Below are 19,545 nucleotides of genomic sequence, written 5' to 3' on the forward strand. Positions count from 1 at the left end.
AATCGCCTTAACCTCGGCTTAAGCGTATTAAATTTCACACCTCAAGATACTAGACCCTACTCTTTTGCTTATACTTTCATGTTGGCTTTTGTTACTATTCGCGCCATCTGTATTTTGAACAACTGGCTTAGCACAATGGTTACCTCGTTTGTTATTTTAATTCTTGGTTTTGCTGCACTTGTATGGAGTGCCGACCGATTTGTATACGGCGCAGCCGCGCTTGCAAAAAACTTTGGTGTACCTACTTTGATTGTAGGTTTAACTGTTGTAGCTATGGGCTCATCTGCCCCTGAAATGATGGTGTCGGCTTCAGCTGCTTTAGCCAACAAAACCGACACTGCTGTAGGTAATGCGGTTGGTTCAAACATAACAAATATTTTACTCGTATTAGGTATTACTGCGCTATTACGCCCACTTAGTGTTTCATCAAGTACATTAAAACGCGAAATGCCACTAGTTATGCTGGCATCCTTAGCTACATGGTATGTTTTTTCTGATAACTACTTTTCGTTTACCGAAGGGGTGGCATTACTCATTGGTTTTATAGTGTTTATTGGCGGGCTAATTGTTGTATCACTTCGTGCTAAAAACCAAGATGACCCGTTTGTATCAGAAGCCTGCGATGAAGTACCTAATAATGTACCCACCAAAAACGCCGTTTTTTGGCTTATTGTTGGCATGATTTTATTACCTGTAAGCTCACATTTCTTAGTAGGCTCAGCAGTAGATATTGCAAAATACTTTGGCTTAAGCGACTTAGTTATTGGCTTAACAATTATAGCAATTGGCACAAGCTTGCCTGAGCTTGCAGCTTCAGTCGCGGGTGTTTTAAAAAACGAAGACGACTTAGCGCTGGGTAATATTGTTGGCTCAAATATTTTTAATATTTTAGCGGTATTACCCCTTGCAGGTATTATTAACCCATCAATGGTTGATTCATCACTCGCAAGCCGCGATATCTTTATTATGCTAGGTGCTACACTTGCGCTTATTGTTATGTCATTGAACTTTAGAGGTTCTCAGCGTATCAATAGAGTTGAAGGTGGCCTATTGCTCATCGCATTTTTGGCTTACCAAGGTTATATTTTTAGTCAAGTAGGGTAACAATGGCAGAACTTAATTTTATTGAGCAAGGTTTACGAGTTTTAAATATTGAGCGCCAAGCACTCAACGATATTACCCAATACGTAGATAAAAACTTTAATCAAGCTTGTCAGCTAATGTTTGATTGCCAAGGCCGTATTATTGTAATTGGCATGGGTAAATCTGGGCACATTGGCAATAAAATAGCAGCAACACTTGCAAGTACTGGCAGCCCGGCTTTTTTTGTTCACCCTGGTGAAGCAAGTCATGGCGACTTAGGTATGATCACTAAAAATGATGTAGTTATGCTTATATCTAACTCAGGTGAAACCAGTGAAGTACTCAATATTATTCCGGTACTTAAACGCTTAGGCGCTAAAATTATATCAATGACAGGCAGCCCGCTCTCTACTATGGCAACCCTTGCCGATGTACACGTATGCATAAAAGTAGAACAAGAAGCTTGCTCATTAGGGTTGGCACCAACAGCCAGTACCACAGCAACTTTAGCAATGGGCGATGCCATGGCTGTTGCGCTATTAGAAGCTCGCGGCTTTACTGCCGATGACTTTGCTCTTTCTCACCCAGGTGGTAGCTTAGGTAAGCGATTATTACTTACCTTAAAAGATGTAATGCACAGTGGTAAAAACACCCCTATGATAGGTGTAGCGCAAACAATTAAAGATGCCCTTATTGAAATGTCTGCTAAAGGGCTTGGTATGACCGCTATAGTTGATAACAAGCAACAACTAGCAGGGCTTTTTACTGATGGTGACTTACGCCGTATTTTAGAGCAACGTATAGATATACATACTACGGCTATAAGCGAAGTGATGACCAAGTCTTGCACTACAGCCACTGCCGACATGCTCGCAGCAGAAGCACTAAATATAATGGAAAATAAGCGGATTAATGGTTTAATCGTAGTTAATGAGCAAAACCAGCCTGTTGGCGCCTTAAATATGCAAGACCTATTAAAAGCAGGAGTATTATAAATGCAATTTGAAGATCTCTATCAACCGCTAAGCGATGATGCAAAAGCACGCGCCAAAAAAGTAAAACTACTCATATGCGATATTGATGGTGTATTTTCTGACGGCCGTATTTACTTAGGTAATCAAGGTGAAGAGTTAAAAGCATTTAATACAAAAGACGGCTTTGGCGTTAAATCCCTTATTAATAGCGGCTTTGAGGTTGCTGTAATTACCGGACGCCACTCAAAAATAGTGCAAACACGCATGAGCAGTTTAACAGTACAGCATATTTATCAGGGCCAAGAAGATAAACTCATTGCTTATCAAGAGCTCAAAAACACATTAAATTTAACCGACGAGCAAATAGCTTACATAGGCGACGATGGCCCAGACATGCCAGTAATGGAGCAAGTAGGTTTTGCCGTCGCGGTTAACGATGCCCACCCGCTTATTAAGCGCTTATCGCATTACACCACGCAAATGCCTGGCGGCTTTGGCGCAGTAAGAGAGCTGACCGACTTACTAATGCTCGAAAACGGTATTGCACTAACTACCCAAGGCACCAGTTCATGAATGCAGCACGCGTTATACTCAGCGCGCTATTCATCGGCTGTATGGTTTGGCTTTGGTACCCTTATTTTAGTCAAACAAATGTTGCTCCCGAACAAGAGCCGGAGATTATAGCTAAACCCGACTACACCGCCATAGAGCTAAAGCAAACCTCTTACGATGAGCAAGGTAAAATAAATCACAAAGTGACTGCAGCTAAAATGGAGCTGTACCAACAACTTGGGTTTACCTTTTTTGAAAAACCAATTTTTACCCTATATAACGAAAAACAAACGTGGCGTATAAATGCTGACGAAGCCACCTTATATGAAGACAAACAACTTATTTTAGAAGGCAATGTAGTTGCCAAAAATTTAGTTGATAACGCCATGATAGATAACATTAATGCCGACAACATCGAAGTCGACATTAAAGCGCTAACAATGCGCTCAGAGCAACCGGTGGTTGTAACTGGACCCAGCTTAAAAATTGTCGGTAAAGGCCTAGAAGCCGATTTAAAAACCGAAGTAATAAAACTAATTAACCATACGCGAACAATATATTATGACCAATAAACTTACTAAAATTTTAATAATTCCATCGTTAGTGCTGGCTTTTAGCGCCTCTTCAGCTGAACCTGAAACACCGCCACCTGCGAACCAAATTTCAATTAGTGCAGACCGCCAAGAAGGTCAACTAAAAGAAAATGTAGGTATTTTTGAAAAAAATGTAGAAATTGTACATGGTAGCCGCAAAATTACAGCCGACCGTCTTGAAGTGCATAAACGCGAAGACTTAGGTGATAACAAGCAATTACTAATTGCCACAGGCAGCCCTGCATACTTTGAAGAAAAACAAGACGATGGCACTATAATGAGCGCCAGTGCTAACGAAGTTCGCTACGATGTAGCTAAGCGTTTTTTAACCCTTGTAGGTGATGCAGAAGTTGCCCAAGCGGGTCAAAAAATTAATGCAAAAAGCATTACCTATGACATGGAACAACAGCTAATTAGCGCTGAAAAAGACGAAAACTCAACAGATCGCGTACACACTATTTTAGTACCTGTTGAAGCAAAACCAGAAGATAAAACAGGTAACGAAGGCCAACCATGAGTACCTTAAAAGCAGAATTACTAGCAAAAAGCTATAAAGGTCGCCAAGTTGTAAAAAACGTTGGGTTAGAAGTTCAAGCAGGTAGTATTGTTGGCTTACTAGGCCCTAATGGTGCAGGTAAAACCACCACGTTTTACATGATTGTAGGCCTAGTTCCTAGCGATAAAGGTAAAATTTCAATAGATGATAACGACATTACGTTATTACCTATGCACAGCCGTGCTCGCTTAGGTATTGGCTATTTACCACAAGAGTCATCAATTTTTAGAAAGTTAACAGTTTATCAAAACTTAATGGCGATTTTAGAAACGCGAAAAGAGCTTAATAAAGCCGCTAGAGAAGAAACGCTTAACAACCTACTTGATGAGTTTAGTATTCAGCACATTCGCGACAGCCAAGGTATGGCGCTTTCTGGTGGCGAACGTCGCCGCGTTGAAATTGCCCGCGCATTAGCCGCAAATCCTAAATTTATTTTATTGGATGAGCCTTTTGCTGGTGTTGATCCAATTTCAGTGTTAGATATAAAGAAAATAATTGAACATCTTAAAAATCGTGGGATTGGGGTACTAATTACCGATCACAACGTAAGAGAAACCCTTGATGTTTGTGAAAAAGCCTACATTGTTTCTCATGGGGAGCTAATTGCATCTGGCACTCCAGAACACGTATTAAACGACAAAACTGTGCGCGATGTTTACTTAGGCGAGCAATTTAGGCTGTAACAATCAAGCCACTCCTTTGAGCATCTGCTAATATTAATTATAACAACATAAAAGGATTGTTAGAGATACATGAGGCAATCATTACAGCTGCGCATGGGCCAGCAACTTACAATGACTCCACAATTGCAGCAAGCGATACGTTTGCTGCAGCTCAGTACATTGGATCTCCAGCAAGAAATACAAGAAGCACTTGATAGCAACCCGCTATTAGAAGTTGAAGAGCAAGATTACACGGAAGATTCGGCTGGAAAAAACGAGCAAAAAGCAGACACCGATGATGTAACCGTAAGCGCATCAACTGACGATTCAGCCAGCGAATACGAACAAGACAGCGGTGAAGCTTTAAATAAAGACACCGTTAGCGATGATATGGCAATGGATGTTACGTGGGATGAATACATGAGCGCCGCGCCTGCAGCTTCATCAGGCCCAATGCCAGAAGATGAGTCTATTTACCAAGGTGCTTCTACCGAAACGCTTCATGAGTATTTAATGTGGCAGCTTCAACTTACACCCTTTAGCCCTACCGACGAAGCAATTGCTATTGCCATTGTAGAAGCTGTAGATGACTCAGGTATTTTAACGTTAAGCTGCGAAGAAATTTTAGAAAGCTTTAACCAAGAGCACGATGATGACGTTGAAGTTGAACTTGATGAAATTGAAGCTGTTTTAAAGCGAATTCAATTATTTGACCCTGTAGGTATTGCAGCACGAAGCCTACAAGAGTGCTTATGTATACAGTTGAATCAATTTGATAAAGATACACCTTTAATAGAACAAACAAAAATGATCTTAACCGATCATATTGATCTATTAGCAGCTCGCGACTATCGTACATTAATGAAGAAAACAAAGCTCAAAGAAGATGAGCTTAAAGAGGTAATGACATTAATACACACTCTCAACCCAAAACCTGCTGATACCATAGTGAGGGAAGAGTCTGAGTATGTTATACCTGATGTATCGGTTAAAAAAATTAAAGGCCGCTGGGTGGTTGAGTTAAACCCAGATAGCATGCCAAAAATACGTGTAAATAGTCAGTATGCGGCTATGTCGCGTACCGTAAAATCTTCGGGTGATAGCCAATTTATTCGCTCTCACCTGCAAGAAGCTAAATGGTTTATTAAAAGCCTAGAGAGCAGAAACGATACGCTATTAAAAGTAACTAACTGTATTGTAAAACAGCAGCAGGCATTTTTTGAACATGGCCCTGAAGCCATGAAGCCTATGGTATTAAACGATGTTGCTGAAATGGTAGAAATGCACGAGTCGACAATTTCGCGTGTAACTACGCAAAAATATATGCATACACCACGTGGTATTTTTGAGCTTAAATACTTTTTCTCAAGCCATGTAAGCACCGAAAACGGTGGTGAGTGCTCATCTACAGCAATACGCGCCTTGATTAAAAAGCTAATTGCCGCGGAAAACTCAGCTAAACCATTGAGTGATAGCAAAATTGCGGATATATTGGCAGAGCAAGGAATTAAAGTAGCTAGACGCACAATAGCAAAATACCGTGAATCGCTAGCTATTCCACCGTCAAATCAGAGAAAGAGTTTGATATAAGACGTAAAAAACAAAGAGGAAATGCTTATGCAACTAAACCTAACTGGTCGTCACGTAGAAGTAACTGAATCACTTAAAGACTATGTAAATAATAAATTTGCAAAGCTGGAAAGGCACTCAGATCATATTAGCAATGTGCATGTCATTCTCGATGTAGAAAAACTCAACCAAAAAGCTGAAGCGACAATTCATGTAAGTGGCGCAGACTTATTTGCCTCTACAGAGCACCAAGATATGTATGCCGCAATAGACTCGTTGATTGATAAACTCGATCGCCAAGTTATTAAACATAAAGAGAAGCTCGCTAGACACTAATATTATGAAATTAAGTACATTAGTATGCCAGGACTGCAGCAAAGCTGCGGTCCTTTTTAGTAGTAAAAAAAGAATTTTAGAATTCATTAGCGAACTCGCTCATGAAAAATTACCTTATTTACCACAGCAAGATATTCTCAACGCATTAGCAAGCAGAGAAAAACTAGGTAGCACAGGTATTGGCCGAGGAATCGCGATTCCTCATGGCAGAATGGGTGGCGTAGAAGAGCCGCTTGCATTAGTACTTGTTAGCGATACACCTGTTAACTTTGATGCGATAGATAACTGCCCGGTTGATATTTTTGTGGCACTCATCGTACCAGATGGTGATAACCAGCAGCACCTAAAGACTCTAGCAACTATAGCTGATAAACTGAGCAACAAAGAATTTTGTAAACAGCTACGCAGTGCAAAAACCGATGCTGAGCTGTATAACGTTATTGTTGAACAATCGTAGTAAATACTAAGGGCGATAAATGGAGTTGATTATCATAAGCGGCCGTTCTGGTTCAGGAAAGTCGGTTGCTTTGCGCGTAGTTGAAGATTTGGGTTATTATTGCGTAGATAATATTCCGGTAAACTTACTGCCCTCTTTGGTACGCAGCGTATCAGATAACTACGACAAAATAGCGGTCAGTATTGATGTGCGTAATATCCCAAAACAACAAGACGAATTCAACGATATTCTTGAATACCTTCCTGACTTTGCAAAACCAACACTGTTTTACTTAGATAGTGACGATCAAACACTGATCAAACGCTTTTCTGAAACGCGCCGCTTACACCCTCTATCAATTGATTCGTTACCACTTGATTTAGCAATAAAAAAAGAAAAAGAACTGCTTGATGTGTTGGTCACACGCGCCGATTTTATGCTTGATACCACTGATTTAAGTGTGCACCAATTAGCCGAATCTATCCGTGAAAAAATACTGGGTAAAAAAGATAAACAACTTATTGTGACGTTTGAATCTTTTGGGTTTAAACATGGTATTCCAAAAGAAGCTGATTATGTATTTGATGCTCGCTTTTTGCCAAACCCGCACTGGGAGCCAGAATTAAAGCCTTTAACAGGGCTCGATCAGCCTGTAAAAGACTTTTTAGCAAATCACAGCATAGTGCAAAAATTCACCTGGCAAATTCAAACCTTTGTACAAACTTGGTTACCGCATTTAGAGCGTAACAACCGCAGTTATTTAACAATTGCTATAGGTTGTACTGGCGGGCAACATCGCTCGGTGTATTTGGCACAAGCCATTGGTGAAAGCTTTGCTATGACGCACCCTAATGTAAAAATTCGTCATCGTGAGCAAGAAAAATAACCTTAAAATAATAACCTGTTCAGTTTAGGTATAGTAATTTATGCGCTGTGAAGACACGTTTTTAATAAAAAACAAATTAGGCTTACACGCCAGAGCTGCAACGGTGCTTGCACAATTAGCCGTGCAATTTGATGCTACAATAACCTTACATCAAGATGATAAAGAAGCCGCTGGTGATAGCGTATTAGCCTTAATGCTACTCGAAAGTAGTAAAGGTAAAGAAGTTAAAGTTGTATGTGAAGGCCCAGACTCAGAACAAGCTCTCCACGCTGTTGGGCAGTTAATTGCACAACGATTTAACGAACAAGAATAAACGTTTAATTACTTAGCTTGCTCAAACATTTTCGCTTTATGCCCTGATCAGTTTGTGTAGCTTGGTAAATGAATAGTATTTAATTAGATTAATCGCGATGTGGTTAATCGCCTCCCCCGTCGTATATAAAAAAATTTAGGATGCCAATGCCAGAAGCGTTTGAACAAGACTACCCACTGCAACAATTAAAACAGGTGACTAAATCACTTAATAGTGGGCAATTTGTTCAAGTAAGACGCATGCTAGCAAAAACGGCCCCGTGTGATACTGCCCTTTTACTCGAATCCTCACCACATAAAATTAGACGCATGCTTTGGCAGCTGGTTGACCCAGATGTACAAGGTGATGTGCTAGAAGAGCTCTCTGAGGATGTACGTTTAGGTATTATTGCGCAGATGGAGCCTGAACACATTGCCGCTGCCACCGAGGATATGGGGCACGATGATTTAGGTGAAGTACTACGTAGTCTCCCTGATACTGTCTATAAAGATGTTGTTGGGGCTATGGACACCCAAGACCGTGAAAGAGCCACTCAGGCTCTTTCATACCAAGAGCGCTCAGCGGGTGCGTTAATGAACACCGATACGGTGACCATTCGCCCAGACGTTACACTTGATGTAGTACTGCGTTATATAAGGCTCAGAGGTGAGCTGCCAGAAGGCACTGATGATTTATACGTTGTTGATAAACATAATTGCTTTTTAGGCGCATTATCGCTCAGTACACTTTTAACTAATCCACCTGAAAAAATAGTACGAGATTTAATGGATGAAGACTGTGAGTCGATTCCTATTTCTATGGATGAAAGTGAGGTTGCTCAGTTATTTGAGCGTCATAACTGGATATCTGCACCGGTAGTTGATGATAACGCACACTTGCTAGGGCGTGTTACCATTGATGATATTGTTGATGTAATACGTGAAGACGCTGAGCATAGCTTATTAAGCTTAGCGGGTCTTGATGATGAAGAAGACACCTTTGCACCGGTTTTAAAAAGCTCGAAAAAACGTTCTGTATGGTTAGGGGTTAACTTACTAACCGCCCTTGCAGCTGCATTTGTAGCAAGCTTTTTCGAAAGTACCCTCGATATACTGCCAATCTTAGCCGTGCTTAACGGTATTGTGCCCTCAATGGGGGGCGTAGCGGGTAGCCAATCTTTAACTTTGGTTATACGTGGTATTGCCGTGGGCCATATAAACCAAACCAATCAACGCTTTTTAATGGCAAAAGAGCTCGCTATTGGCGCATTAAATGGTGTTATTTGGTCTCTACTTATTGCCGGTGTTATTGCATTATGGCAGTGGGACTTTATGTTAGGTGGCGTGCTCGCGTTCGCGATGTTTATGAATTTAGTTGTAGCCGGTGTAGCGGGTGCATGTATTCCTATTTTACTGAAAAAAATGAATATAGACCCAGCACTTGCCGGCAGTGTAGTGCTTACAACGGTAACCGATATAGTTGGTATTTTTGCCTTTTTAGGCACAGCCACATGGCTACTTGTATAAGTAGCCACACTGCTTAAACGTTAAATTGGTGAACCTGGCGGTATAGGTAAATCAGTAAAGTTTTTAGGCCATTTTCCCTCTTTTAAAAATAGCTTTATTTGCTCAACTAAATACTGCTTAAAAGCACTTTCTCCGCTACTTGTATGGCTCAACATTGAGTTTTGATTAAAATCTTCACTCAGCGTAACTAAATAATAACGTAGCTGCGCTTGTACTTCTGGGCTCACTTTATCGCTTGCAACTAAATCAGCCATTGTTTTTGCAGTTAAAAATTGCACGCGCTGAGTAATTTTTCCTTTCATAGTATTAGGCGCAGATACATTAAACACTTGGCTATAAAGCTGCTCTAGCAACTCATCTAAGCTATAAAATTGAATATTGCGTGCCTGTTGCTGCGCTAACCGATTTAAGCGCTGCGGGTTTAATAAAAGCGATAAACTATGCTGCGCAGCTACTTCAGGTAGTGCCATAGCATCAAGCGTTAAGCCTGTACGCCCTGCTATGCTTTCGCGTGATTTAGACTCCCCATATGCTTTTGGCGGAATAAGCGCTAACACCGATTCAGGTAATAATAAATTGGTTGGCTTAAGCGTGGCTAAAATAGCGTTCACGGCTTCTTGTTGCTGCTCTTTAGCAACAACTTGTGCGCCTTTTGCAGGCGCATCATTTCGTAGTTCGTACTCATAATTGACACCTGCAATTAACTTAACTGCAGCTTCAATTTGATAGCGGTGAAACAAATAAAGCGGTACTAACTTTTCTTCTAATTGCGAGAGTGCATCACCCGTTTTAATGTTATTTATTCCAAACTGCGAAAGCGCTTTTTTACGCACACTAAGCACTCTTAAAAGCTCCTGTGATGGGTTTACACCGTTATCCCATAAATGGGCTGTTGGGTGAGCGCCACCTTTTGCTCGCGCGTCACTGTCGGATATAAACTCAAGGCCTTTGGCTTTATTCTCTTTTAATATTGCTGCCAGTTCAGCGCTTTCGTCTTGATTGGTAAAGTCGCTGTAGCCATATTTAATTACTTGGGTATCCCATGCGCCCATGCCTTTTGCATAGCCACGGGTTACATCTAGGTTGCCTTGCTCATCAAAGCTAAGTAGCGGGTGCGGGTAATCCATAACAGAGGCTCTATCACCTACTGATGCGGCAAAGTTATGAGAAATCCCTAAAGTGTGGCCAATTTCGTGTGCACTCAATTGGCGAATACGATCAAGCGCCATAGCCTGTAAATTCTTAGCGACCTCATTACCTTTTAAATAGGGGGCGGCAAGTGCCTCGGCAATTAATATATCTTGGCGTATACGCAGTGAACCAAGCGTTACATGCCCTTTTAATATTTCACCTGTGCGAGGGTCGATTACAGAGCTTCCGTATGACCAACCACGTGTAGCACGGTGCACCCACTGAATTACGTTGTAACGAATATCCATAGGATCTGCATTACTTGGCAATACTTTTACTATAAATGCGTTTTTGTACCCTGCAGCAGAAAATGCATCATTCCACCATTTACCGCCTTCTAGTAAAGCGCTTTTGACAGGCTCAGGAACGCCAGGGTCTAGGTAGTAAATAATAGGCTCTACGGGTTCACTAATAGGTAAACTTGGATCTTTTTTAGCTAAGCGATGGCGCGGTATATAGCGAACAAACATAGACTCACCAAGCGCAGCTGCATAGTCTTTATGCTCAATACTCCAAAAGCCAGATTGGGGATTAAACTTACGCGGCGTGTAGTTATCATCAGGTAGTTTAATCAGTGAATGATGCATATGCACAGTAAGTGCATATGGGTCGGCACTAACTTGGCGAACAAATTCACCCGGCTTTGTGCCTTTAAAGGTGAGTACAGCTTCAAGCTCGGTGTTTTTTACAAACGCTTTTGAGCGACCCATGTACACAGCACTTCGTGATTCATCAAGGCTAAAGTTACCCTGTTTACGTGCAGCCAATTTTCGACTAACCCCGTGCACATCGCTCAATAAGTACGGCGTGTAGTCAATCAGTGCGGTGGTTTTATCTTGTGCAACTACTTTAAAGCCCGCTAGGATACTTGATGCAAATGCCTCTTTAATACTTTGCTGCTCAGCTTTATTTGAGGTATTAGCACGATAGTAAGTATTTACAGCGCGCAGCATTACTTTATCGCCAAAACGCTCAAACTGTACAAGGTGCGTATTACCAAGTTGGCCCCTATCAAGGCCAATATCGTTTGAGCCAATACCATAAGGTAAGCTTTGCTGAAGTAAAAACTGCTGCTCTAGCTTGTCTACTTTTACATAAACTTTGCCGTTTTGGGTATCGTAAAAAAACGAAAAGTAACCTGGGAAGTGGTTCATTTGCGCAGTAAATTCATCTATAGACTTAATTGCTGCGTGCGCTTGGGTTATGATAGAGCACAGCACAGTAAAGAGTATGTAACTTATAAGTGGTATTTTTTTCATAATCTTATCTTTGTTATTGGCGTTTTAAGTACGATTAGGTAGCACCATTATAGGGCGCTATTTAAACAATACAGGTATTTAAGACGAAATTCAGCGCACTAAGTTAATCTCTCTCACATTATGATTAGCTAGTACACGTTATCAGGAAAATAGAATGCGTAGACTCCCTCCAGTATTACTAGAAGACGGTTGCCCAAGAGAACTTTTGTCGTTAATTAGAACCATTTTAGCGGCATGTAAAGAAATTTCGTTTCGTGTTGGCCAAGGCGCACTTTCAGGCGTATTAGGCTCAACCCTTGATGAAAACATTCAAGGCGAAACTCAAAAAAAGCTCGATGTGTTATCTAATCAGCTGTTAAAAGATATTTTATTGGAGTCAGGCACAGTTAAAGCGATTGCCTCTGAAGAAGAAGATTACACTGTTGCCGGTAATCAAGACGCTAAATACATAGTTGCATTTGACCCCCTTGATGGCTCATCAAACACCGACATAAACTCGCTGGTTGGTACTATATTTTCGATTATGGAAGCGCCTGCAGGCTCTGACGCTGCTGATCAAAGCATATTTATGCAGCCTGGCCATAAACAAGTTGCAGCCGGTTACGTACTTTACGGCCCTTCAACTATGCTTGCTCTTACAACAGGTAAAGGTACGCGCATGTTTACTCTTGATAAAACCCAAGGTAGCTTTTTACTAACAGAAGACTTTGCCACTATACCTGCCGATACCAACGAATTTGCCATTAATGCGTCAAACCAGCGCCATTGGCAATCAGCTATGCAAAACTATATAAACGATTTATTAGAAGGCGACACAGGCCCGCGCGCTAAAAACTTTAATATGCGCTGGATTGCAGCCATGGTTGGCGACGTGCACCGTGTACTTAGCCGTGGTGGTTTATTTACTTACCCAACCGATACTAAAGACCCAAACAAACCAAATAAACTACGCTTACTTTACGAAGCAAACCCAATGGCTATGCTTGTAGAGCAAGCCGGTGGTATAGCCTCAACAGGTACCGAGCGTATTATGGATATACAGCCAGATGCAATCCACCAGCGTGTAGCGGTTATTTTAGGCTCTAAAAACGAAGTAGAAACGTGCTTGGGATATCATAAGTAGACAAGCACTATATTAACATCAGCAAGCTTCTCTTCTACACTAACTTATGTTTTGTATTAGACTACTATTTCTCTTTTATCAATGGGAAATACAAGACGTGGAGCTTGCTCACGTTAGAAGCGCAGCTTCTCATGGCTTCCCCCGCGAATTACCTCATACTTTATCCACCGCACTCTTTACAGTTTAAATCTTTAACTACTTTAAAATGTTGCTGCTTAAAGCTCAGCGCATCGAAGGTAATAAACACACTCCCCTCAACGTGGCCTAATAATATATTAAGTGTAAGTTGTGCCTGCATAGAACCAATAACACCCAATAAAGGGCTTATCACACCCGCATTACTACAATTTACCACGGGCGCAGAGTCACTTTTTGCAAAAACGCAGCCATAACACGGGCTATTATTTTTCCTAAAATCAAACCCCATTAACTGCCCTTTCGTTGCCAGTGCAGCACCTGCAATTAACGGTGTTTTATTAACAAAACAATAGCGGTTAACACTATAGCGCGTGGCAAAATTATCTGAGCAATCAAGCACTACATCGACATTATTTAAAAGCTCAGCCGCGTTATTATCATCAAGCTTTTTATTGTGCGTCACTATGTGTATTTGATTATTAAGGCTTGTTAATACTTTGCCTGCAGCTGCTACTTTGCTTTGTCCTAAGTGATTAACTTTATAAAGCACTTGGCGCTGCAAGTTAGAAAGCTCAATAGCATCATCATCTATTAAAATAAGCGTACCAATACCCGCCGCCGCTAAATACAAAAGTGCGGGGCTACCTAAACCGCCCGCACCGACTACAGCAACGGTTGCAGCCTTTAACGCTAACTGCCCTTCTAGCCCCACTTCTTTTAATAATAAATGACGACTATAACGCAGGGTTTCTTTATCGCTGAGCTTATCCATTGGGCTGGTTTATAACACTTTGTAGCGCACTAATCGCAGCAATATAATCATCCGATTCACTAATGGCTCTTACTACCGCAACACTGCCTACGCCGGTATGTGCAACTTCGCTTACGCGGGTTAAATCTATTCCGCCAATGGCAACCGTTGGGTAGCTTTGCATTAATGGCACAAACTTTTTAAGTTTATCGAGCCCTTGTATTTGCCCTGTCATATCTTTGGTCGTGGTTGGGTAAATAGCGCCAAATGCCATATAACTTGGTCGGTAGTTGTGCGCACGGAGCATTTCGTAAAAGCCATGAGTCGAAAGCCCAAGCCTTAAACCTGCGTCTTTAATGGCGGCTAAATTAGCAATATCTAAATCTTCTTGACCTAAATGCACGCCGTAAGCACCGTGCTTTACGGCTAACTGCCAGTAGTCATTTATAAATACGTGCGCGCAGTACTTTTTACCCAGTTCAACTGCCTGTTTTATGAGTTCATCAAGCTCAATATCGGTTTTATTTTTAACGCGTAGCTGCACTGTTTTAATGCCTTGTTCTAAGCATTTAGTTAACCAGTCAATACTACTAACCACAGCATATAAGCCGAGTGTTTTATTTTCACAAGGTGCAAAATCAGCAGCCATATTAAATTCAAGCGGCACATCAAAATCAAGCTCATCGCCAAGCCAACTGCCTGGCTCAATCACTTGTGGAAAATCATCTAAATTTGTAGGAAAAGCAGTATGCGCAACAGGGCCTATTCCTTCACCGTATCTAACTGACTGCTTTAAGCCTTGGTTTATATAAGCTTTAGCTAAAATAAAGGCATCTTTTAGCGGGTAGTCTTTTGCTAAACACGCGGCAATTACCGAGGCCATACTGCAACCAGTACCATGGCTATGAGGGCTTTGAATTTTTTTATTACCAAGCCAATACTCTTCACCATTTTGCGTAAAATTATTTACACAATAATCAATACAGTAGCCGCTTGGGTAATCCCAATGCCCCCCTTTAATAACAACCGCTTTTGCACCCCAACTTAGCAGCTTATTCGCGGCGTCTTTAACGGCACTTGGGCCAATTAAATACACGCCTGTTAATAATTGAGTTTCGTGGGTGTTAGGCGTTATTACATCCACCAGCGGCATTAAGCATTCTTTAATAGCACTTACGGTATCTTCTTCTGTTAATACGTCACCACTTGAGGCAATAGCAACAGGGTCGTAAACAATCACAGGCGGTACAGGCCATTTAGCTTTGTAATGCGCTATATGCTCACTTATTAATTGAATTTGCTGCACATTAGCTAACATGCCAATTTTAATTACTTTGGCTTTCATATCGCTTTCGAGCGCTAGTAATTGCGATTCAATAATATCGGTAGATACCGCGTTAATAGCCTCTACACCTAAGCTATTTTGCGCCGTAAGCGCGGTAATTGCAGTACAACCATGCACGCCAAAACTTTGCATTGCTTTTATATCGGCCTGAATACCTGCACCACCGCCTGAGTCAGATCCGGCAATTGTCCACACTAAATTATTCATACTCTTTATTTCCTTACTGCTGATGCCAAAACGGCATGCCCATTGTGGGGGTTGATGGGGCCGCTAAGTCTTTTTCGGGCATTGCTTTTGCCTTATACGCAAAGCGCCCTGCTTCTACCGCAGCTTTAAATGCACGACTCATCGTAATTGGGCAACCCGCCCCAGCAATCGCTGAATTTAATAATACCGCATCATACCCTAATTCAAGCGCTTGGCAGGCATGTGAAGGTAAGCCAAGGCCAGCATCTACAATTAAAGTTGTGTTGGGTAAGCGTTCGCGAATTATTTTTAAATTATAACTATTTAAAAGCCCTTTACCGGTGCCAATAGGCGCGCCCCATGGCATAAGCACTTCACAGCCTAGCTCATTTAAACGCTGGCAAAGTACCAAGTCATCGGTGCAGTAAGGTAGTACTTTAAAGCCATCATCAATTAATATTTTTGTTGCCTCTAACAGCGCAAATGGGTCGGGCTGTAAGTTGTAGTCATCACCTATTAGTTCAAGCTTAATCCAATCGGTAGCAAATACTTCACGGCACATTTTAGCAAGCGTAACGGCTTCTTTCACACTGTGGCACCCGGCTGTGTTAGGCAGTATTTTAAGGCCGGTATTTTTAATTAATTGCCAAAAATCATCCCCCGCCGCCGCGCTTTGCTGCCGCCTTAATGACACAGTTACTATTTGTGACCCTGAGGCTTTTATAGATTCTTCCATAACAGCAGGAGAGGGATAAAGCGCAGAGCCGATTAATAAACGACTATTTATTTGCTCTCCGTAAATAGTTAAACAGTCTTTAGTTTGCATGAGCTTTATCCGCCTTGAATGGGTGACAGCAACTCAACACTGTCGCCTTCATTAAGTACATAGTTACCGTGCTGACTTTGTGGAATAAATTCACCATTAATCGCCACCGCATAGGGAGGTTGTGCACCAAAGTTTTGTAATATCTCAACAAGCGCTGCACTTTTAATAGTTAGCAGCTCACCATTAATTGTTATATTCATTTATTACTCACCCTATTTTTGAAACTGCATCGGCCACCAAAGCCGGCGCTAACATATAACCGTGGCGGTACAAGCCATTAATGCTAATTACATTCCCCTTTTTTAAAACCACAGGGCGGTTATCGCTAAATGCCGGGCGTAAGCCGGTTTGAATATTAAGTAATCGAGCCTCAGCAAACCCACTGTGCACTGTGTAAGCGGCCGAGAGTAACTCAAGCGTTGAGCGCACAGTTGCAGGGCCGCTATCATCAGACTCTATTTCGGTAGCACCAATTACATATTCATTATTAGGCTTTGGCGCTATGTAAATTGGGTAGCGCGGGTGCATTAAACGTACCGGCCTAGTTAAATTAACCTCTGGTGCCTGTAACCTTGCGACTTCTCCGCGCACCCCTCTGAGTGGTTTATCAGCTTTAGCACCAAGCCCTCGGCAATCAATAATATAATCAAAGGCGCGGTTATTAATTTCACCGTTTTTAATGGTTACTCGCTGATTAAAAAAAAATTTAACTTTGCGCTTATTAAGCAGGGTAAAACTTGCTTTATAAAAGGCTTGGTTATCTATTTGCCCTTCGCAAGGTAAAAACACACCTTGGCTAAAGCGGTTTGCAAGCTCTGGCTCTAACTGCGCTATTTGCTGAGCATTTAATGCCTGAGCACTGTGCTCTGCTATTGGCTTTATTCGCTGAGTAAAGCTTTGTAGGTCACCTTTATCTTGCTGATGCGCAACAACCAATGTGCCTTGCTGCTGAAAAAATACGTCACCTTCAAGCTCGCTTATTATTTCTGGCCAGCGCTTTAGTGAGTTTAGCCCCATAATGGCTAAATCGGCTTCACACAATACCGACTCAGCAAGTGGGGCAAGCATTGCCGCAGCCACTTTACCGGCGCTATTTTGGGTGTGCTCATCACTTGCTTCAAACACCGTTATATGGTGCGACTTACTTAGTTCAAGCGCTGCTAAGCGTCCTGCTAAACCAAAACCCACCACAGCAATGTTATAAAACATAAAATCTCCTATTAGCCGCGCGCTGCAAATAACTGGCAACGAGCAATAAGGTACTTACTTTATTGCTCGTAGCCCAAGCCCTATATGGCTTATATCGCTTTGTGGTAAATCTCTGAGCCTGTTTGTTTAAACTCCTCAGATTTAGCTTTCATTTGCGCTTCTACATCAATCATTTTGATCTCTATGGTTTCACCTGCATTATTAGGATCAATGCCACGCACTTCTAAGTCTTTAGCGTAATCACGCACTTCTTGGCTTATTTTCATTGAACAAAACTTAGGGCCACACATAGAGCAAAAATGCGCAACTTTGCCTGACTCTTGCGGAAGGGTTTCATCGTGGTATTCGCGGGCACGCTCAGGGTCTAAACCAATGTTAAATTGGTCGTGCCATCTAAATTCAAAGCGTGCTTTTGATAAGGCATTATCGCGCTCTTGCGCGCCCGGGTGGCCTTTAGCTAAATCGGCGGCATGCGCTGCAATTTTGTAGGTAATTAAGCCTTCTTTAACATCTTCTTTATTAGGCAAGCCTAAATGCTCTTTTGGTGTTACATAACAAAGCATTGCACAGCCGTACCATGCTATTTGTGCAGCGCCTATACCCGATGTTATATGGTCGTACCCTGGTGCTATGTCGGTCGTTAATGGGCCTAAGGTATAAAATGGGGCTTCGTCGCAATGTTTTAATTGCTCATCCATATTGGCTTTAATCATGTGCATTGGCACATGCCCTGGGCCTTCTATAAATACTTGTACGTCGTGCTTCCATGCAATTTTAGTGAGCTCGCCTAGCGTACGTAATTCACTAAATTGCGCCTCATCGTTGGCATCAGCAATAGAGCCTGGACGAAGGCCATCACCAAGTGAAAAACACACGTCATATTGTTTTAGAATTTCGCAAATGTCTTCAAAGTGGGTGTATAAAAAGTTTTCTTTATGGTGTGCTAAACACCACTTAGCCATAATTGAGCCACCGCGCGATACAATACCGGTTACGCGTTTTGCCGTCATAGGCACATAGCGAAGCAGTACACCGGCATGAATAGTAAAGTAATCAACGCCCTGCTCAGCTTGCTCTATAAGCGTATCACGGAAAATTTCCCACGTTAAATCCTCGGCCACGCCATTTACTTTTTCAAGCGCCTGATAAATAGGTACTGTGCCAATGGGCACTGGTGAGTTGCGAACTACCCACTCGCGCGTTTCGTGAATATAACGCCCAGTCGATAAATCCATTACGGTGTCGGCGCCCCAGCGGGTAGACCACACCATTTTTTCTACTTCTTCTTCGATTGATGAGCTTACTGATGAATTACCAATATTAGCGTTAACTTTTACTAAAAAGTTACGCCCTACTATCATTGGTTCGGTTTCTGGGTGGTTTATATTATTAGGTAAAATAGCGCGGCCTCGTGCAATTTCATCGCGTACAAATTCAGGGGTAATAAAATCAGGAATACTTGCACCAAACGACTCGCCTTTGTGCTGGGCTGCTAATAACTCTTCACGAATTTGTGCACGTCCCATGTTTTCGCGTACTGCCACATATTCCATTTCAGGGGTGATAATGCCTTGGCGAGCATAATGCATTTGCGTTACATTTTTACCCGCTTTACCACGGCGAATTTTTGGTAAATGTTCAAAACGAATATGATCAAGTCCGTCATCAGCCATACGCTGCTGTGCAAACTGTGAAGTTACCGAGTCGAGTATTTCGGTGTCGTCTCGGTTTTGTATCCATTGCTCACGAAATTTAGGTAAGCCTTTGCGTACATCTAATTCAAAATTAGGATCGGTATACGGGCCCGATGTATCGTAAACACGTAGCGGTTCATTTGGTTCATACACAGGGTTTTCGTCGGTGCCGCCGATAAAGGTGTCGCTTAGAGTTATTTCGCGCATACCTACACGCACGCCTGGCTGGCTACCCTGTACATATACTTTATGCGAACTTGGAAACGGCTGGCCCGTTAAGTTATAAATGTATTCAGACGCGGCTGCGCGCGTTTCTCGACGTGTTGATTTATTTGTAGTGTTTGACATGACTTACCTC

At 42.0% G+C, this 19,545-nt stretch carries 20 protein-coding genes; 13 read left to right on the forward strand and 7 right to left on the reverse strand.

Annotated features, from left to right (window positions below; genetic code table 11):
• Positions 1-135 precede the first annotated feature (135 nt).
• From PESP_RS14560 to mgtE, 12 genes are all read left to right on the forward strand, one after another.
• The gene (locus tag PESP_RS14560; RefSeq protein ID WP_089348677.1) at positions 136-1,104 is read left to right on the forward strand and encodes a calcium/sodium antiporter; all 969 of its coding nucleotides are present in this window, start codon (positions 136-138) and stop codon (positions 1,102-1,104) included.
• A gap of 2 nt (positions 1,105-1,106) precedes the next feature.
• Positions 1,107-2,078: a KpsF/GutQ family sugar-phosphate isomerase gene (locus PESP_RS14565; RefSeq protein WP_089348678.1), complete on the forward strand. Its 972-nt coding sequence runs from the start codon at positions 1,107-1,109 to the stop codon at positions 2,076-2,078.
• Positions 2,079-2,630, forward strand: coding sequence for a 3-deoxy-manno-octulosonate-8-phosphatase KdsC (gene kdsC, locus PESP_RS14570; RefSeq protein WP_089348679.1), 552 nt, complete (start codon positions 2,079-2,081; stop codon positions 2,628-2,630).
• The gene (gene lptC / locus PESP_RS14575; protein WP_089348680.1) at positions 2,627-3,181 is read left to right on the forward strand and encodes an LPS export ABC transporter periplasmic protein LptC; all 555 of its coding nucleotides are present in this window, start codon (positions 2,627-2,629) and stop codon (positions 3,179-3,181) included. The genes kdsC and lptC overlap by 4 nt, the downstream gene beginning before the upstream one ends.
• A complete protein-coding gene (gene lptA / locus PESP_RS14580) occupies positions 3,171-3,719 on the forward strand; it encodes a lipopolysaccharide transport periplasmic protein LptA (RefSeq protein WP_089348681.1) in 549 nt (182 codons plus the stop codon). The genes lptC and lptA overlap by 11 nt, the downstream gene beginning before the upstream one ends.
• Entirely contained in the window at positions 3,716-4,441 is a 726-nt protein-coding gene (gene lptB / locus PESP_RS14585) for an LPS export ABC transporter ATP-binding protein (RefSeq protein ID WP_089348682.1), read from the forward strand. The genes lptA and lptB overlap by 4 nt, the downstream gene beginning before the upstream one ends.
• 69 nt (positions 4,442-4,510) lie before the next feature.
• Positions 4,511-6,010, forward strand: coding sequence for an RNA polymerase factor sigma-54 (locus PESP_RS14590; RefSeq protein WP_089348683.1), 1,500 nt, complete (start codon positions 4,511-4,513; stop codon positions 6,008-6,010).
• A gap of 27 nt (positions 6,011-6,037) precedes the next feature.
• On the forward strand, positions 6,038-6,325 hold the full coding sequence (gene hpf / locus PESP_RS14595) for a ribosome hibernation promoting factor (protein ID WP_089348684.1): 288 nt from the start codon (positions 6,038-6,040) through the stop codon (positions 6,323-6,325).
• Between the two features lie 4 nt (positions 6,326-6,329).
• Complete coding sequence (locus PESP_RS14600) at positions 6,330-6,782, forward strand: PTS sugar transporter subunit IIA (RefSeq protein WP_089348685.1); 453 nt, start codon at positions 6,330-6,332, stop codon at positions 6,780-6,782.
• Between the two features lie 19 nt (positions 6,783-6,801).
• Complete coding sequence (gene rapZ / locus PESP_RS14605; protein ID WP_089348686.1) at positions 6,802-7,647, forward strand: RNase adapter RapZ; 846 nt, start codon at positions 6,802-6,804, stop codon at positions 7,645-7,647.
• 40 nt (positions 7,648-7,687) lie between these two features.
• The gene (locus tag PESP_RS14610; protein WP_089348687.1) at positions 7,688-7,960 is read left to right on the forward strand and encodes an HPr family phosphocarrier protein; all 273 of its coding nucleotides are present in this window, start codon (positions 7,688-7,690) and stop codon (positions 7,958-7,960) included.
• Positions 7,961-8,106: 146 nt separating this feature from the next.
• The gene (mgtE, locus tag PESP_RS14615) at positions 8,107-9,465 is read left to right on the forward strand and encodes a magnesium transporter (RefSeq protein WP_089348688.1); all 1,359 of its coding nucleotides are present in this window, start codon (positions 8,107-8,109) and stop codon (positions 9,463-9,465) included.
• 20 nt (positions 9,466-9,485) lie between these two features.
• Here the strand turns inward: mgtE and PESP_RS14620 are convergent, their stop codons facing one another.
• Entirely contained in the window at positions 9,486-11,915 is a 2,430-nt protein-coding gene (locus tag PESP_RS14620; protein WP_089348689.1) for a zinc-dependent metalloprotease, read from the reverse strand.
• 154 nt (positions 11,916-12,069) lie between these two features.
• Here PESP_RS14620 and PESP_RS14625 point away from each other — a divergent pair, with 154 nt between their 5' ends.
• Entirely contained in the window at positions 12,070-13,038 is a 969-nt protein-coding gene (locus PESP_RS14625) for a class 1 fructose-bisphosphatase (RefSeq protein ID WP_089348690.1), read from the forward strand.
• Between the two features lie 160 nt (positions 13,039-13,198).
• On the opposite strand, the gene PESP_RS14630 is transcribed toward PESP_RS14625, so the two are convergent.
• From PESP_RS14630 to thiC, 6 genes are all read right to left on the reverse strand, one after another.
• The gene (locus PESP_RS14630) at positions 13,199-13,948 is read right to left on the reverse strand and encodes a HesA/MoeB/ThiF family protein (protein WP_089348691.1); all 750 of its coding nucleotides are present in this window, start codon (positions 13,946-13,948) and stop codon (positions 13,199-13,201) included.
• Positions 13,941-15,479, reverse strand: a complete 1,539-nt coding sequence (gene thiE / locus PESP_RS14635) for a thiamine phosphate synthase (RefSeq protein WP_089348692.1) — start codon at positions 15,477-15,479, stop codon at positions 13,941-13,943. Before thiE ends, PESP_RS14630 begins: the two co-directional genes overlap by 8 nt.
• Positions 15,480-15,492: 13 nt before the next feature.
• Positions 15,493-16,284: a thiazole synthase gene (locus PESP_RS14640; RefSeq protein WP_089348693.1), complete on the reverse strand. Its 792-nt coding sequence runs from the start codon at positions 16,282-16,284 to the stop codon at positions 15,493-15,495.
• Between the two features lie 5 nt (positions 16,285-16,289).
• Positions 16,290-16,484 (reverse strand): sulfur carrier protein ThiS, encoded by a 195-nt coding sequence (thiS, locus tag PESP_RS14645; RefSeq protein WP_089348694.1) that lies wholly within the window; start codon positions 16,482-16,484, stop codon positions 16,290-16,292.
• A gap of 7 nt (positions 16,485-16,491) precedes the next feature.
• Positions 16,492-17,493: an FAD-dependent oxidoreductase gene (locus PESP_RS14650; RefSeq protein ID WP_089348695.1), complete on the reverse strand. Its 1,002-nt coding sequence runs from the start codon at positions 17,491-17,493 to the stop codon at positions 16,492-16,494.
• 89 nt (positions 17,494-17,582) lie between these two features.
• Positions 17,583-19,535, reverse strand: a complete 1,953-nt coding sequence (gene thiC, locus PESP_RS14655; protein WP_089348696.1) for a phosphomethylpyrimidine synthase ThiC — start codon at positions 19,533-19,535, stop codon at positions 17,583-17,585.
• Positions 19,536-19,545: the final 10 nt, after the last annotated feature.

This window comes from Pseudoalteromonas espejiana DSM 9414, assembly GCF_002221525.1.
In the GTDB taxonomy this organism is placed as follows: Bacteria; Pseudomonadota; Gammaproteobacteria; order Enterobacterales; family Alteromonadaceae; genus Pseudoalteromonas; species Pseudoalteromonas espejiana.

Bases quoted from the DNA above. Each gene is read 5' to 3' on its own strand.
- PESP_RS14560 (WP_089348677.1), top strand. From the start codon at position 136: ATGGTTACCTCGTTTGTTATTTTAATTCTTGGTTTTGCTGCACTTGTA.
- PESP_RS14565 (WP_089348678.1), top strand. From the start codon at position 1,107: ATGGCAGAACTTAATTTTATTGAGCAAGGTTTACGAGTTTTAAATATT.
- kdsC (WP_089348679.1), top strand. From the start codon at position 2,079: ATGCAATTTGAAGATCTCTATCAACCGCTAAGCGATGATGCAAAAGCA.
- lptC (WP_089348680.1), top strand. From the start codon at position 2,627: ATGAATGCAGCACGCGTTATACTCAGCGCGCTATTCATCGGCTGTATG.
- lptA (WP_089348681.1), top strand. From the start codon at position 3,171: ATGACCAATAAACTTACTAAAATTTTAATAATTCCATCGTTAGTGCTG.
- lptB (WP_089348682.1), top strand. From the start codon at position 3,716: ATGAGTACCTTAAAAGCAGAATTACTAGCAAAAAGCTATAAAGGTCGC.
- PESP_RS14590 (WP_089348683.1), top strand. From the start codon at position 4,511: ATGAGGCAATCATTACAGCTGCGCATGGGCCAGCAACTTACAATGACT.
- hpf (WP_089348684.1), top strand. From the start codon at position 6,038: ATGCAACTAAACCTAACTGGTCGTCACGTAGAAGTAACTGAATCACTT.
- PESP_RS14600 (WP_089348685.1), top strand. From the start codon at position 6,330: ATGAAATTAAGTACATTAGTATGCCAGGACTGCAGCAAAGCTGCGGTC.
- rapZ (WP_089348686.1), top strand. From the start codon at position 6,802: ATGGAGTTGATTATCATAAGCGGCCGTTCTGGTTCAGGAAAGTCGGTT.
- PESP_RS14610 (WP_089348687.1), top strand. From the start codon at position 7,688: ATGCGCTGTGAAGACACGTTTTTAATAAAAAACAAATTAGGCTTACAC.
- mgtE (WP_089348688.1), top strand. From the start codon at position 8,107: ATGCCAGAAGCGTTTGAACAAGACTACCCACTGCAACAATTAAAACAG.
- PESP_RS14620 (WP_089348689.1), bottom strand. From the start codon at position 11,915: ATGAAAAAAATACCACTTATAAGTTACATACTCTTTACTGTGCTGTGC.
- PESP_RS14625 (WP_089348690.1), top strand. From the start codon at position 12,070: ATGCGTAGACTCCCTCCAGTATTACTAGAAGACGGTTGCCCAAGAGAA.
- PESP_RS14630 (WP_089348691.1), bottom strand. From the start codon at position 13,948: ATGGATAAGCTCAGCGATAAAGAAACCCTGCGTTATAGTCGTCATTTA.
- thiE (WP_089348692.1), bottom strand. From the start codon at position 15,479: ATGAATAATTTAGTGTGGACAATTGCCGGATCTGACTCAGGCGGTGGT.
- PESP_RS14640 (WP_089348693.1), bottom strand. From the start codon at position 16,284: ATGCAAACTAAAGACTGTTTAACTATTTACGGAGAGCAAATAAATAGT.
- thiS (WP_089348694.1), bottom strand. From the start codon at position 16,484: ATGAATATAACAATTAATGGTGAGCTGCTAACTATTAAAAGTGCAGCG.
- PESP_RS14650 (WP_089348695.1), bottom strand. From the start codon at position 17,493: ATGTTTTATAACATTGCTGTGGTGGGTTTTGGTTTAGCAGGACGCTTA.
- thiC (WP_089348696.1), bottom strand. From the start codon at position 19,535: ATGTCAAACACTACAAATAAATCAACACGTCGAGAAACGCGCGCAGCC.